Origin of the sequence: Actinoplanes oblitus (assembly GCF_030252345.1) — a bacterium.
Taxonomy (GTDB): domain Bacteria; phylum Actinomycetota; class Actinomycetes; order Mycobacteriales; family Micromonosporaceae; genus Actinoplanes; species Actinoplanes oblitus.
Genome location: NZ_CP126980.1, coordinates 1,644,065 through 1,657,670, shown reverse-complemented (window position 1 = coordinate 1,657,670; position 13,606 = coordinate 1,644,065). Strand labels below are relative to the sequence as shown.

The following is a 13,606-nucleotide window of genomic DNA, read 5'->3' as shown; positions in this document are numbered from 1 at the left end:
CTGGACTAGGTCCGGCGGCGGAACGCCCGCACCGACAGCGGCGCGAAGACCGCCAGCAGGGCCAGCGCCCACAGCACCGACTCGAGCACCGGACGCGCCACCGGGCCGCCGGTGAGCAGCCCCCGCACGGCGTCGGACAGCACGCTGGCCGGGTTGATCCGCACGAACCCCCGTAACCAGCCCGGCATCGTCTCCGGCCGGACGAAGGCACTGCTCGCGAACGTGATCGGGAAGATCAGCACGAATCCGAAGATCTGCACCTTGTCCGGCTCGTCGACGAGCATGGCGACCAGCACCGAGATCCACGACGCGGCCAGCGCGAACCCGAGCAGCAACGCGAACGCCCCGAGCACCTCGACCGGCCCGGTGGTGATCCGGAAGCCGAGCAGCATGCCGACCCCGAGCAGGAGCGCCACCGCCCACCCCTGCTTGATCACGTCGGCGACGATCCGCCCGGCCAGCGGCGCGAACCGGGCGATCGGCAGCGACCGCAGACGGTCGAAGACGCCCTTGCTGATGTCGGTGTTCAGGCCCACCCCGGTGTTCATCGTGGCGAACAGCAGGTTCTGCACGATGATCCCGGCCAGCGCGAACGTCAGGTACTCCTGCGGCGAGCCGGCCATCTGCCCGCCGAAGACGTACGTGAACAGCAGCAGGAACATCACCGGCTGGATGCTGAAGTCGATCAGCTCCACCGGGTTGTGCTTGATCTGCACCAGGGTCCGCCAGGCGAGGGTGGCGGTGTTGCGTACGGCCATCGTGCTCATCGCGCCGCTCCGGTCAGGCCGAGGAAGACCTCGTCCAGGCTCGGGCTGCGCAGTGCCAGCTCGGCGATCACCAGCCCGGCGTCGTCCAGGCGCCGTACCAGGGCGGTCAGCGCGCCGGGATCGGTGACCGGCGCGACCACCGTGTCACCGCGCACGTCGACCGGGCCGGAGGCGACCCGGCGGACCTCGGCGACCAGCTTCTCGAGGTCGTCGGCGAGCGCCGCGCTCACCGTCACGGTCCGCACCCCGGTCCGGGCCTTGAGCTGCTCCGGCGTCCCGGTGGCGATCACCCGGCCGTGGTCGATCACCACGATCTCGTCGGCCAGCCGGTCGGCCTCGTCCAGGTACTGGGTGGTGAGCAGCACCGTGGTCCCGTCGGCGACCAGCCCGCGGACGATGTCCCACACCTCGTTGCGGCTGCGCGGGTCCAGGCCGGTGGTGGGCTCGTCCAGGAAGAGCAGGCGCGGGTCGCCGACCAGGCTGGCGGCCAGGTCGAGGCGGCGCCGCATCCCGCCGGAGTACTTGCCGGCCGCGCGGGCGGCGGCGTCGACCAGATCGAACCGCGTCAGGAGGGCGCGGGCGCGGTCCCGGGCGGCCGGGCGGGAGAGGCCGAGCAGGCGCCCCACCATGATCAGGTTCTCGGTGCCGGTGAGCTGCTCGTCGACGGAGGCGTACTGCCCGGTCAGGCCGATGAGCCGGCGGACCTGGTGTGCCTGCTTCCCGATGTCGAATCCGCCGACAGTGGCGTGCCCGGCGTCCGGGCTGACCAGGGTGGCCAGGATCCGGACCGCGGTGGTCTTGCCGGCCCCGTTCGGCCCGAGCAGGCCGAGCACCGTGCCGGGTCGGACCGCGAGGTCCACCCCGGCCAGGGCGGTGGTGTCGCCGTAGCGTTTCACCAGGCCCTCGGCGTAGATGGCGTTGGTGTCGATTCCCATGCCGACACCGTGCCGAGGACCGCTGACACGGCGCTGACACGCTGGTCCGGACGGTGTCAGACCAGCTTGCCGAGATCCGGGGCCAAGACCCTTTCCGGTTCGCCGACGGCAACCGGACTGCGGGTGCCGACCGGTGTCCAGATCAGCAGAGCCAGGCCGAACCAGACATAGATGTTGCTGCCCAGGAACGCCAGCGGCGGCTGCGGGCGGTTCTCCCACGCCCAGGTGAGGTGGGAGCTCATCAGCACGTAGGCGGCGACCGCCAGGTAGGCGGGCCGGCGGTCACCGGCCGTCCAGAAGCGCTCCACGCAGCGGATCAGCGCCGGGATCAGCCAGACACAGTGGTGGATCCAGGTGACCGGGCTGATCAGGCAGCCCAGGATGCCGGTCAGCGCCAGCCCGCCGAGCACGTCGTCCCGCGAACGGGTCACCCGCCACGCCCAGAACCCCAGCGTGGCCAGCACGCAGACGATCCACACCTGCGACTCGACCGCGTCGAACGGGAACCGGGCCAGCATCCCCCGCTCGGACTGGTTGGAGAGGAACCAGAGGCTGCCCACCCGGTTGGTGTCCCACAGCGCCGAGGTCCAGAACTCCCGGGACTGGTCCGGGAAGAGCGCGCCGGCCAGCACCGTCGCCGCGCCGGCCGCGCCGATCGCCGTGCCGGCCTCCCGCCAGCGCCGGGTGACCAGCAGGTACAGGATGAACACGCCGGGGGTCAGCTTGATCGCGGTGGCCAGCCCGATCCCGGCGCCGGCCCACCACTTGCCGCGGGCCACGCCGAACAGCATGTCCGCCGTCACACAGGTGAGCAGCAGCGTGTTCACCTGACCGAAGGTGAACGTCTCACGGACCGGCTCGAAGGCCAGCGCGACGCACCAGGCCACCCCGAAGGTGAGCCACAGCGGCTGCTTCATCCGGCTCAGCACCGGCCCGGCCAGCCACCAGACCAGCAGCCCGGTGGTGACCACGGTGCCGATCGAGGCGAGCACCACGACCAGCACGAACGGCAGCACCGCCATCGGAGACATGACCAGCCCGGCGAACGGCGGGTAGGTGAATCCGTACGGCGTGTCCCGCTGCAGCCAGTCGTAGACCATCCCGCCGTCGTGGAACCAGTACCGCACCGCGCCCCAGTAGACCTTCGAGTCGAAGAACTTGTTACGGAGCCCGGAGACGAGAATCAGTGCCGCCGCGGCCAGTACGGAGACGATCAGGGTCACGATTCGCTTCATGCAGCACTTTCCACGCTAGAAAACCGGCGAAAACCGTCATCGCGACGGCGCCCTGCGCCTTGGTGGCGAGGGCCAGGTTGTAACCGTCGGGCAGGCAGAGGACGGCGGCCACCGCGCATGGTACGACCAGCCAGCGAGTCTCCCGCCGCACTGTGGCGGCCAGCACGGTGAGCGGCCAGATCGCGTACCACGGGTGGAAGACCGGGGCGAGCAGCACTGTCGCGGCCAGCGCCAGCCCGGCGTGCAGCAGCGGGTCACCGCCGCGCCAGGCCCGCCGGAACAGCCAGAGCAGCACGCCGGCCAGGGCGATCAGGCCGAGCACCCGGGTCACCGCGACCGCGTGCGGCACCCCGAGCAGCTCCAGGGTCATCCCGATCGCGGTGGGCGGCGCGGTCCACTGCACCGAGACGCCGCTGCCGGTCAGCCCGCCGATCCAGCCCAGCCCCAGCCCGGCCCCGGCGGAGACCAGCGCGAGGGCACCGGCGGCGCCCAGGACCAGTTCCAGCGTGGCCCGCCACCACGCCCGCGGGATCAGGAAGATAGCGAACGGCAGCGCGACGACAGCCGTCGCCTTCACCCCCACCGCGAGCCCGAACAGCACGCCGGCCGGCCACCCACGGCCGGTCGCCGCCACCGCGAGACCGCCGGCCAGCAGCGCCACCATCACCGCGTCGTTGTGCATGCCGGAGATCAGGTGGATGAGCACCAGCGGGCAGGCGAACACCAGCCAGACCGCGCGCTCCACCGGCACCCCGGCCCGCCGGGCCAGCACCGGCAGGCAGGCGCCGAGCGCCACCACGCCGAGCACCGCGATCAGGCGGAGCAGTGCGAGGGTCCCGGTGAGCGAGCCGGCCAGCTTGGCCGCGGCGGCGGCCAGGACCAGGAAGACCGGACCGTACGGCGCGGGGGCGGCACGCCAGGTAGGCGCGACGGCGTCGTCCCAGGGGCACCCCAGAAGATCGACACCACCGGCGTACGGATCCAGCCCGGTCGCCTGCTGCCAGCCCTGACACGCGTACGAATAAGCGTCGTAGCTGCCCAGCGGCAGGAACGGGAGCAGCGGCAGCGCCCACAGCCCGGCCGTGACGAAGGCCCACCGCGCCGACGGCACCACCCGCCGCCCGGCCCACCAGGCGCCGGTCAGCAGCAGCGTGCCGGCCAGCCAGAGCACCGGCAGCAGCACCCCGTCCCGCCCCGCGAAGATGGTGCGCGGGTTCATCGGCGGTGCCCACGGCCAGCGCGCGCCGCCGAGGTACGCGGCGCCGGCCAGCAGCGCGCTGCCGAGCAGCCCCGTGGTGCGGACGAGGAACGGACGGGGCATGGCGCTGACCCTACCGTGACGCGCTGCTACCCACGGGGTGCCCGGTACTGTCGACGGGATGTGGCTACGGCACCGGCTGGAAGTGATCACCGCGCTGGTGGCGGCGGTCCTCGGCGGCGCCTACCTGACGGCCCCACGGATGGGCTCTGACCTGGCCGCGCAGGTGGGGCGGGCGGAGTTCTTCGCGGCGCACGGCTGGACCCCGATCGACCTGCGCTGGTACGCCGGGGTGAACCAGCTCGGCTACAGCCTGGTGTCACAGCCGGTGATGGCGTTGCTGGGAGCGCGGCTTACCGGCGTGGTGTCCTTGGTCACCGGATCGGTGCTCCTGGTCCTGCTGTTCCGGCGCACCGGCGGGGTCCGGTTGTGGGTGGCCGCCCCGCTCGGCGTGGCCGGGCTCGCCGGAAACCTGGTCAGCGGGCGGGTCACGTACGGCCTGGGCGTCTGCCTCGGGCTGGCCGCGCTGCTCGCGCTGACCTGGCTGCCCCGGCGTGCCGCAGCGGCCGCCGCAGCGGTCCTGGCCGCCCTCGCCGCGGCCACCAGCCCGGTCGTCGGCCTGTTCCTCGGCCTGGCCGGCACCGCCCTGCTGCTGAGCCGCCGGGTGCCGGCCGGGCTGCTGATCGCGGTGCCGGCGGCCGTCCCGATGGGCGTCAGCGCGCTGTTCCTCGGCGACGGCGGGTGGATGAACATCAGCCGCACCGACACCCTGCACGCGGTGCTGACCGGGCTGCTGGTGGCGGCGCTGGTCCGGGCACGACCGATCCGGATCGGCGCGTTGCTCTCCTCGGCCGGTGTGCTGGCGGCGGCTCTGGTGCACACGCCGGTCGGACTCAACGCGACGCGGCTGGCGGTGATGTTCGCGCTGCCGGTGCTGGCGGCGTACGCCACGTTGCCGGACCGCTGGGCGAAGCGGACCGTGACCGCCGGGATTCTCGCCCTGGTCGCCTGGTGGCAGCCGCCGGTGGTGTCGGCGGATCTGCGCGACATCGGTAATCCGGCGGCGGACCCCGCCTACTTCCGCCCGCTCACCGACCGGCTGGCCGCGGCGCCCCTGACCGGACGGGTGGAGATCCCGCCGACCAGGGATTACTGGGAGGCGGCCCGGCTCGGCGACGTCCCGCTGGCGCGCGGCTGGCTGCGGCAGGCGGACATCGACCGGAACCCGCTCTTCTTCACCACGGTCCCGGGCGCGGCCGGCACCGGCGTGCCGCTGACCGCGGAGAGTTACCGCGCCTGGCTGGCCGAGCAGGCGGTCCAGTTCGTCGCGGTGCCGGACACCGAGCTGTCCTGGTCCGGCCGGGCCGAGGAGCGTCTGGTCACGGCCGGTTTGCCCTACCTGACCCCGGTCTGGTCGGACGCGCACTGGCGGCTCTACGCGGTGGCCGGCCCGCAGCCGATCGTCGCGGCCCCGGCCACCCTGGTCCGGCACACCGCCGCCTCGATCACCCTGGACGCCCCGGCCGCCGGCGACGTCCACCTGCGGGTGCGCTGGTACCGGTGGCTGACCGGCTCGGGCGGCGCTGAGGTGATCAGAGACGGTCACTGGACGATCCTGCGAGTGCCGGGACCCGGCCGGTACACGATCTCCAGCTAGCCACGATCTCCGGTCAGCTCTGCGCGGCGCGCTTGCGCTCGCGCTGCTCCCGGGTGAACCGCTTGCGCCGCTCCAGGTCGGCCTTCCACCCCTCGCGGGCGAACTCGTCGCAGCCCTGGACGGCACCCTTGGTCTGGGCCGGCCCGATGATCGTCCGGAACCACATGTCGTCGAAGGTCTGGTGGAACCAGTTCGCGAACCGATCCTGCCACTGCGACACGACGCTCTCCTCAATCAGTTGGTGCGCTAACCGTTGGTACCCCAACTATTGGTAGGATAGCCGTCGAGCTGAGGAGATCCGCAAGTGAGTGACGACGATCCCGATCCGCTGGCCCTGGAGCGGCAGGTCTGCTTCGCGCTGTCGGTGGCCGCGCGCAGCGTGGTGGCGATCTACCGCCCGCTGCTGGAGCCGATGGGCCTGACCCACCCGCAATACCTCGTGATGCTCGCCCTCTGGGGTGACTCGCCGCTCTCCGTGCGCCGCCTCAGCGAGCTGCTGCAGCTCGACCCGGGCACGCTCTCCCCGCTGCTCAAACGGCTGGAGGCGATCGGTTACCTGACCCGCCAGCGCGACCCGGCCGACGAGCGCAGCCTGGCTATCACACTGACCGATTCCGGTCGCGCCCTGCGCACCGAGGCCGAGAAGATCCCGCCCGCGGTCGTCGCCCGCCTCGGCATGCCGATCGAGGACCTGCAGCGCCTGCACGCTTCCCTCACCCAGGTCATCGCCGCAGCCGCCTGATTCCCGGTAGGCCCGCGGCGCTCCCACCCCGCCGCCCCGGTGCGGCCGCCGCCGCCAGTCTTGGTTGCCAATGCTCGCGGTCATTCCGGGCATGCGGCCAGTCGCGGTCTACGATCCGGTCCAGACCGCGGTCCGTTTCTTCCGGTACGCCCGCAACCCCGCACCCGGAACCGCCCCCAGCCCGTCAAGATCAGTCCCAGCTGGCCGTGGCGGTGGTCTCCCGGCTCGCGAGACCACCATGAGCACCAGCCCCGAACCCTCGGCTGGCCATGACGGTGGTCTCCCGGCTCGCGAGACCACCCTGAGCGCCAGCCCGAACCCTGGCTGGTCGTGACGGTGGTCTCCGGACGCGCGAGACCACCATGAGCACCAGCCCCCAACCCCCGGCTGGCCGTGACAGTGGTCTCCCGGCTCCCGAGACCACCCTGAGCACCAGCCCGAACCCTGGCTGGTCGTGACGGTGGTCTCCGGACTCGCGAGACCACCATGAGCACCAGCCGCCAACCTTCGGCTGGCCGTGACGGTGGTGTCCCGGCTCGCGAGACCACCATGAGCACCAGCCGCCAACCTTCGGCTGGCCGTGACGGTGGTGTCCCGGCTCGCGAGACCACCATGAGCGCCAGCCCCGATACCGCTGTGTGCAACCCACGTGGACGACGGGCAGCGTGTGAACCGCGGACCGGGGCGGGAGCCCGGCACGCACGCCGGGCACGAGCGGGACCGGGCGTGGACGGGACCGGGCCGAGGGCGTACCGGAAAGCGGCGGTCGTCAGAGGCAGCGGGCCCGGCGCGGTCAGGATTCCATGACGCGTTGCATGGCGGCCCGGGAGCGGCGCGTCGTCCGCAGGTAACGGTCGACGAACTCGCCAGGATCGCCGCCGCCGAGCAGCAGCACCACCCCCGCCAGTTCCACCCCGTGCTGCGGCAACTGGTCGGTCGGACGGCCGCGGACCAGGGTCAGCGCGTTGCGGACCTGCGCCGCCAGCGTCCACCCGGCCGCCATCTCCTCCGCGTCGGCCGCCGCCACCAGGCCGCCCTCGCACTCCGCGGCGAGGGCCTCCAGGGTGCGGGTGCGACGCAGGCCGGGCAACGCGTGCGCGTGCCGCAGCTGGAGCAGCTGGACCGCCCATTCGACGTCGGTCAGGCCGCCGCGACCCAGTTTGGTGTGCGTGTTCGGGTCGGCGCCGCGGGGCAGCCGCTCGGTCTCCACCCGGGCCTTGATCCGGCGGATCTCCACCACCTGCTCGCGAGTCAGGCCGCCCTCGGGATAGCGCTTGCTGTCGGCCAGCTCCTGGAAGGCCTGGCCGAGCGACGCGTCGCCGCAGACGAACCGGGCGCGCAGCAGCGCCTGCGCCTCCCACACCTTCGACCAGCGGTCGTAGTACTGCCGGTAGGCCTGCAGGCTGCGGACCAGCGGGCCCTGCCGGCCCTCCGGGCGCAGATCGGCGTCGATGCCCAGGGCCGGGTCGGGTGCGGGGGCGTTGAGCAGGCGCCGCATCTCCTCGGCGACGGCGTGTGCGGCGGCCTCGTCGCCACCGTCGAAGACGAAGAGCACGTCGGCGTCGGACGGGTAGCTCATCTCGTACCCACCGAGGCGGCCCATGCCGATCACCGCGAACCGCATCCCGGCCGGGCCCGGTTTCGACCGGCGGGCGATCAGCAGTGCGGCGTTCAGGGTGGCGTCGGTGACGTCGGAGAGCGCGGCGCCGAGCGCGTGCACGTCGATCGGCTGGGCCGGGGCCAGGGCGCCGCCGTGGCTGAGGATGTCCGCGCAGGCCAGCCGGAACAGTTCCCGGCGGCGCAGCGCGCGGACCGCGGCGATCGCCTTGACCGGGTCGTCGGCGTGCCGGACGGCGGCCGCGGCGAACCCGTCCAGCAGCTTCTCCCGGGACCGGGGCAGCAGCTCCGGGTCGTCGGCGAGCAGCCGCAGCGCCTCCGGGTCGCGGGTGAGCAGGTCGGTGGCGTACCGGGAGAGGCTGATCACCCGGGCCAGCCGGCGGGCGACCGGGCCGCCGTCGCGCAGCAGCCGCAGGTACCACGGCGTGCTGCCCAGCTTGTCCGACACCTGCCGGTAGTTGAGCAGGCCACGGTCCGGTTCCGGGGCGTCGGAGAAGTCCTGCAGCAGCATCGGCAGCAGGGTGCGCTGGATCGCCGAGGTGCGGGTCACCCCGCCGGTGAGCGCCTCCAGATGCCGCAGCGCGCCGGCCGGGTCGGCGAAGCCGAGCACCTCCAGCCGCCGGCGCGCCGACTCCGGGGTCATCCGCAGCGCCTCGGCCGGCACCCGGGCCACCGCCTCCAGCAAGGGTTGGTAGAGCAGCTTGACGTGCAGGCGGCGGACGTTGGCGGCGTGACCCACCCAGTCGGAGCGGAACGCCTCGACGGCGTCCTGCCCGGGCAGCGGGGTGTAGCCGAGGGCCGCCGCGAGCCAGCGCAGGGCGGCCGGGTCGTCCGGGACGGTGTGCGTGCGCCGCAGCTGCTGCAGTTGCAGGCGGTGCTCGACGGCGCGCAGGAAGCGGTATCCGCGCAGCAGCGTCTCGCCGTCCTGCCGGCCCACGTAGCCCCCGGTGACCAGCGCGCGCAACGCCGGCAGGGTGCCCGGCAGCCGCAGCGTCTCGTCCACCCGGCCGTGCACCAGTTGCAGCAGCTGCACCGCGAACTCGATGTCGCGCAGCCCGCCCGGGCCGCGCTTGATCTCCCGGTCCAGCTCCTTGGCCGGCACGTTGTCGATGATCTTGCGGCGCATGTCGCGCACGTCGGCGACCGCCTCGGGCCGCTCGGCCGCGTGCCAGATCAGCGGTCCCAGGTCGGCCAGCCACTCGGCAGCCAGGGCCAGGTCGCCGGCCGCCGGGCGGGCCTTGAGCAGCGCCTGGAACTCCCAGGTGCGCGCCCAGCGCCGGTAGTAGGCCTGGTGGCTGGCGAGGGTCCGGACCAGCGGGCCACGGCTGCCCTCCGGGCGCAGCGCGGCGTCCACCGGCCAGGCCACCTGCCCGCAGATCTCGATCAGGCGGGCCGCGACGGTGGTGCCGGCCGGCAGGTCCTCGTCACCGGCGGCCACGAAGATCACGTCGACGTCGGAGACGTAGTTCAGCTCGTTGCCACCGCACTTGCCCATCGCCACCACGGCGAGGCGGGGCTCCGGGGTGCCGGCGGGCAGGGCGGCGACGGCTATCGCGTACGCCGCGGCCAGGGTCTCGTCGGCGAGCGTGGAGAGCGCGGCCATCGTCGGTTCCAGGCCGCGGCCGCCAGTCAGGTCGGCGGCCGCGATCCGCAGCAGGGCGATCCGGTACGCCTTCCGCAGCGCCGGCACTGTCGCCTCGTCGAGGTCGAGGTGGCCCTCCGGGTCGGGTGGCAGCCCGCTCGCCGCGGTGGCCAGGGTCCGCCACTCCTGCTCGTTGGCGATCAGGTGATCGCCGAGTGTCGACGACGCGCCGAGCACCGCGACCAGCCGCCGCCGCAGCCCGTGGTCCTGGTGGAGCAGGCCGATCAGTTCCCGGGTGGCGGCGTTCTCGGTGATCTCGCCGGTCGGGCCGGTGGGCCGGCCGCCGTTGGCCCGCTCGGCCGCCCGGGAGACCGAGTCGACCAGGCGGTGGAACTGACGCAGCGCCAGGTCCGGATCGGCGGCCCGGGACAGGGCGTGGATCAGCTCGGCCGCGTCGGGGCTGACCGGACCCTGTTCGGCGTCCCACAGCCGCAGGCCCTGGGCACCGAGAAGGGCGGCCCCGTTGTCGGCGAAGCCGTACCGGGCCAGCCGGGTGGGCCGGGTCATCTCAGTGCCCCAGCAGTGGCAGGTTCCTGGCCGGGATGTCGGCGTCCGGCAGGGTGCCCAGGGCGAGCGCCGCGAACCGGGCGGCGAACGGCTGCCACACCTCCTCGACGTCCGGCAGGATCTCGGCGACGGCGAGCACCACCGCCTCCGCGTCGTAGCCCAGCTCGGCCAGGTCGGCGGCGCCGGTCCGGGTCCAGTCGGCCATCATCTCGGCATCGCACTCGATGTGGAACTGCAGGCCCCAGGCCCGGTCACCGATCCGGAACGCCTGGTGCGGGTACCGGCTGGAGGCGGCCAGCAGGGTGGCGCTCAGCGGCAGCTCGGTGATCTCGTCGCGGTGCCACTGGATCACGTCGGGCAGCAGCGGCACCCACTTGAACAGCGGGTCGGTGTCGGCGGCGTCGCGCTTGCCGACCAGGCCCGGTCCGATCTCCGGGCCGGACGGGCTGCGCTCGACCAGGCCGCCGTGCGCGCCGGCCAGCAGCTGCCCGCCGAGGCAGACGCCGAGGGTCGGCACCCGGTGCCGGACCGCCTTGCGCAGCAGGCCCTCCAGCGCGGGGAACCAGGGCGCGCCCGGGCTGCCGGCCGCGTCCGGATAGGCGCTCTGGTCGCCGCCGAGCACGATCAGCGCGGCGTAGTCGTCGAGGGTCTCGGGCAGGTCGTCGCCGGCGTAGGGCCGCAGCACGGTGAGCCGCAGCCCGGCCTCGGTCAGCCAGTCCCCGAGTCGCCGGAGGTCGTCGGTCGGATCGTTCTCGATGACAAGCGCTGTGCTCACGTGACGAGGCTAACGAATTACCGCGCGACAAACACCGACAGGACGTTGTCGCGGCCGCCCGCGAGAGTTCCTTCCGACAGCTTTGACGTCGTCGTGACGGAGGATGGGATGAACAACATCGGCTGGATCGAAGTGGGCACCGAGCGTCCGGAGGAGGCCGAGAGGTTCTACGGGGAGGTGTTCGGCTGGACGTTCGCCGACGACGACACCTCGCTCGGGCTGGACGGCAGGCCGTACCGGATGGTCACCGGGCCGGACGGGGGCGCGCCGTTCGGCGGCTTTTACGGCACCGGCGGCAAGGCCCCGGACCAGGCGATCTTCCTGATCGTGGTGGCCGACACCGAGGCGGCCTGCCGGCAGGCCGAGGCGCACGGCGCGAAGGTGCTGGTCGGGCCGCGGCGGGAGGAGAACGGGCTGGTCTACGCCCGGCTCAGCGACCCGCTGGGCAACCTTTTCGGCGTCTTCACGCCGCCGGCTCGGTGAAACGTGGCCGGTGCGGAAGCCTGCCCCACCCCCGCACCGGCCACCAGGCGCCCGCCGCGGGACGCGGCGGAGCGAGCCGGCTCGGTGAGGAGGGACAGCCGCTCCCGCTTGTCGGCGGGAATGTCCAACTCGCTCTCGTCGAGGGTGCGTGGCGGCGCCGGCTCGCGGGTCGGCGTCACCTCGCTGATCCGATCGACCCGGAAGATCCGCGCCGAGTCACGCAGCCGGCACCAGGCGATCAGGTACCAACTGTCGCGCACCGCGACATAGCCCTGGGGCTCGACGTCTCGCCTGGTCACCGTGCCGGAACGATCCCGATAACCGATCCTGATCACCTGGCCGACCGGCAACGCCGGCGGCATGACGGCCGGCGCCGAGCCACCCACCAGGTGGATCCGGCCGGCCAGGGCGTGCGCGGCGGCCGCGTCGTCGGCCCGCATCGCGGCCACCAGCTTGCGCAGCGCGCTGGCCGCGGCCTGCCGGAACGGTGTCCCGTCCAGCCGGCGCAGGGCCAGCGCCATCGCCACCGCCTCCTCGGGCGTCAGGTTGACCGGCGGCAAAGTGTGCGCGCGGTCCAGGCAGTAGCCGCCGGTGCGGCCGGGCTCGGCATAGACCGGGGTGCCGGACTGCTGCAGCGCGGCGATGTCCCGCTCCACCGTGCGGGTGCTCACCTCGAAGCGGTCCGCCAGCCACCGGGCGCTGCGCGGCCGGGGCGCGACCGCCCGCAGTTCCTCGACGATGGCGTAGAGCCGATCGGTACGGTTCACGTCTCGCACGGTAGAGCGGGGGTACGACAAAATCCTCGAGCGCTTAGTGTCTGCGGCATGACGCAGGAGTCTCCCGGTGTCCGGGTGTCCACGCTGGAACTCTTCTTCGATCTGGTCTTCGTCTTCACGGTCACCCAGCTCGCCGATTACCTCGCGCACCACCTGACACCCGCCGGCCTGATCGACGTGGTGCTGATCCTGGTCGTGGTCTGGTGGATGTACTCGGGTTACGCCTGGCTCACCAACGCCGTCGCCCCGGCCACCACCACCCGGCGCACCCTGCTGCTGGTCGGCATGGCCGGGTTCCTGGTGATGGCGCTGGCCATCCCGGCGGCCTTCGGCAGGTACGGCTGGATCTTCGGCCTCGCCTACGTGCTGGTCAACATCAGCCACTCGGTGATGTTCCTGCAGGCCGGCCCGGCGGCGGTGCGGGTGATGCGGACGCTGGGCCCGTTGAACCTGCTGGCCGCGCTGCTGGTGCTGACCGGCGGGCTGCTACCCGGCGAGCCGTGGCGGCACCTGTGCTGGCTGGCCGCTCCGCTGGTGCAGATCGCGGCCGGCTACCTGCACCCGGCGGAGCTGCACCAGATCTCGGCGGCGCACTTCGTCGAGCGGCACAGCCTGGTCACCATCATCGCGATCGGTGAGTCGATCATCGCGATCGGCGTCGGCGTGGGCGCGCACCTGTCCGGCGGCGTGATCCTGGCCGCGGTCCTCGGCCTCTGCGTGGCCTACTACCTCTGGTGGGCCTACTTCGCCGACGGCGATCGGCGCTCCGAGCACGTGCTGGCCGAGGCCGGCGATCCGGGGCGGCGGGCCCGGCTGGCCCTGAACGCCTGGGGCTACGCGCACATCCCGATCCTGCTCGGCATCGTCGTCACCGCGGTCGGGATCAAGAAGACGGTGGGGCATCCGTTCGAGGGCCTGCACTGGGGTGAGGCGGTCACGCTGGGCGGCGGCATCGCGCTCTACCTGCTCGGGCACGCCGCCTTCCTGCGGCTGCTGCGGCTGCCCGGCGCGGCGTACCGGATCGGGGTCGCGGCTCTGTGCGTGGCGACCGCGCCGCTCGGGCACCTGCTGGCGGTCGCGCAACTGGCCGCCGTCGCCATCATCATGGCCGGCGGCGCCATCGTCGAGGACGTCCACCGCATCCGCCGCTCCAGCCTCGCCGAAGCCATCGGCGACTTCGGCCGAGGAGCCTGAAACCCGATTCACGGTACG

General features: G+C 73.0%; 12 protein-coding genes. 4 read left to right on the top strand and 8 right to left on the bottom strand.

Translation table 11 applies throughout. The features are described 5' to 3' along the window. Positions 1 to 5 precede the first annotated feature (5 nt). Genes Actob_RS07715 through mptB form a run of 4 tightly spaced genes read right to left on the bottom strand, consistent with a single transcriptional unit; the run spans position 6 to position 4,258 of the window. Positions 6 to 767: an ABC transporter permease gene (locus Actob_RS07715; protein ID WP_284919368.1), complete on the bottom strand. Its 762-nt coding sequence runs from the start codon at positions 765 to 767 to the stop codon at positions 6 to 8. After that, a complete protein-coding gene (locus Actob_RS07710) occupies positions 764 to 1,702 on the bottom strand; it encodes an ATP-binding cassette domain-containing protein (RefSeq protein ID WP_284919367.1) in 939 nt (312 codons plus the stop codon). Before Actob_RS07710 ends, Actob_RS07715 begins: the two co-directional genes overlap by 4 nt. 56 nt (positions 1,703 to 1,758) lie before the next feature. Further along, positions 1,759 to 2,937 carry a glycosyltransferase 87 family protein gene (locus tag Actob_RS07705; RefSeq protein WP_284919366.1) on the bottom strand — a complete coding sequence of 393 codons (1,179 nt, stop codon included), beginning with the start codon at positions 2,935 to 2,937 and terminating at the stop codon, positions 1,759 to 1,761. Next, on the bottom strand, positions 2,864 to 4,258 hold the full coding sequence (mptB, locus tag Actob_RS07700; RefSeq protein ID WP_284919365.1) for a polyprenol phosphomannose-dependent alpha 1,6 mannosyltransferase MptB: 1,395 nt from the start codon (positions 4,256 to 4,258) through the stop codon (positions 2,864 to 2,866). Before mptB ends, Actob_RS07705 begins: the two co-directional genes overlap by 74 nt. Before the next feature lie 58 nt (positions 4,259 to 4,316). On the opposite strand from mptB, the gene Actob_RS07695 reads away from it, so the two are divergent. After that, positions 4,317 to 5,852 carry a hypothetical protein gene (locus Actob_RS07695; RefSeq protein WP_284919364.1) on the top strand — a complete coding sequence of 512 codons (1,536 nt, stop codon included), beginning with the start codon at positions 4,317 to 4,319 and terminating at the stop codon, positions 5,850 to 5,852. 13 nt (positions 5,853 to 5,865) lie between these two features. Here the strand turns inward: Actob_RS07695 and Actob_RS07690 are convergent, their stop codons facing one another. Next, positions 5,866 to 6,072 carry a hypothetical protein gene (locus Actob_RS07690; protein WP_284919363.1) on the bottom strand — a complete coding sequence of 69 codons (207 nt, stop codon included), beginning with the start codon at positions 6,070 to 6,072 and terminating at the stop codon, positions 5,866 to 5,868. A gap of 84 nt (positions 6,073 to 6,156) precedes the next feature. Here Actob_RS07690 and Actob_RS07685 point away from each other — a divergent pair, with 84 nt between their 5' ends. Continuing rightward, a complete protein-coding gene (locus Actob_RS07685) occupies positions 6,157 to 6,594 on the top strand; it encodes a MarR family winged helix-turn-helix transcriptional regulator (RefSeq protein ID WP_284919362.1) in 438 nt (145 codons plus the stop codon). Positions 6,595 to 7,387: 793 nt separating this feature from the next. On the opposite strand, the gene Actob_RS07680 is transcribed toward Actob_RS07685, so the two are convergent. Both Actob_RS07680 and Actob_RS07675 read right to left on the bottom strand, forming a co-directional pair. After that, positions 7,388 to 10,360 carry a bifunctional [glutamine synthetase] adenylyltransferase/[glutamine synthetase]-adenylyl-L-tyrosine phosphorylase gene (locus Actob_RS07680; protein ID WP_284919361.1) on the bottom strand — a complete coding sequence of 991 codons (2,973 nt, stop codon included), beginning with the start codon at positions 10,358 to 10,360 and terminating at the stop codon, positions 7,388 to 7,390. Between the two features lies 1 nt (position 10,361). Next, entirely contained in the window at positions 10,362 to 11,135 is a 774-nt protein-coding gene (locus Actob_RS07675) for a type 1 glutamine amidotransferase (RefSeq protein ID WP_284919360.1), read from the bottom strand. Positions 11,136 to 11,243: 108 nt separating this feature from the next. Between Actob_RS07675 and Actob_RS07670 the strand changes: the two genes are divergently transcribed. Then, positions 11,244 to 11,618: a VOC family protein gene (locus Actob_RS07670; RefSeq protein ID WP_284919359.1), complete on the top strand. Its 375-nt coding sequence runs from the start codon at positions 11,244 to 11,246 to the stop codon at positions 11,616 to 11,618. Here Actob_RS07670 and Actob_RS07665 read toward each other — a convergent pair. Further along, positions 11,555 to 12,385 carry a helix-turn-helix transcriptional regulator gene (locus Actob_RS07665; protein ID WP_284919358.1) on the bottom strand — a complete coding sequence of 277 codons (831 nt, stop codon included), beginning with the start codon at positions 12,383 to 12,385 and terminating at the stop codon, positions 11,555 to 11,557. The two genes, Actob_RS07670 and Actob_RS07665, sit on opposite strands and share 64 nt — an antisense overlap. 57 nt (positions 12,386 to 12,442) lie before the next feature. Here Actob_RS07665 and Actob_RS07660 point away from each other — a divergent pair, with 57 nt between their 5' ends. Further along, positions 12,443 to 13,588 (top strand): low temperature requirement protein A, encoded by a 1,146-nt coding sequence (locus Actob_RS07660; protein WP_284919357.1) that lies wholly within the window; start codon positions 12,443 to 12,445, stop codon positions 13,586 to 13,588. Positions 13,589 to 13,606: the final 18 nt, after the last annotated feature.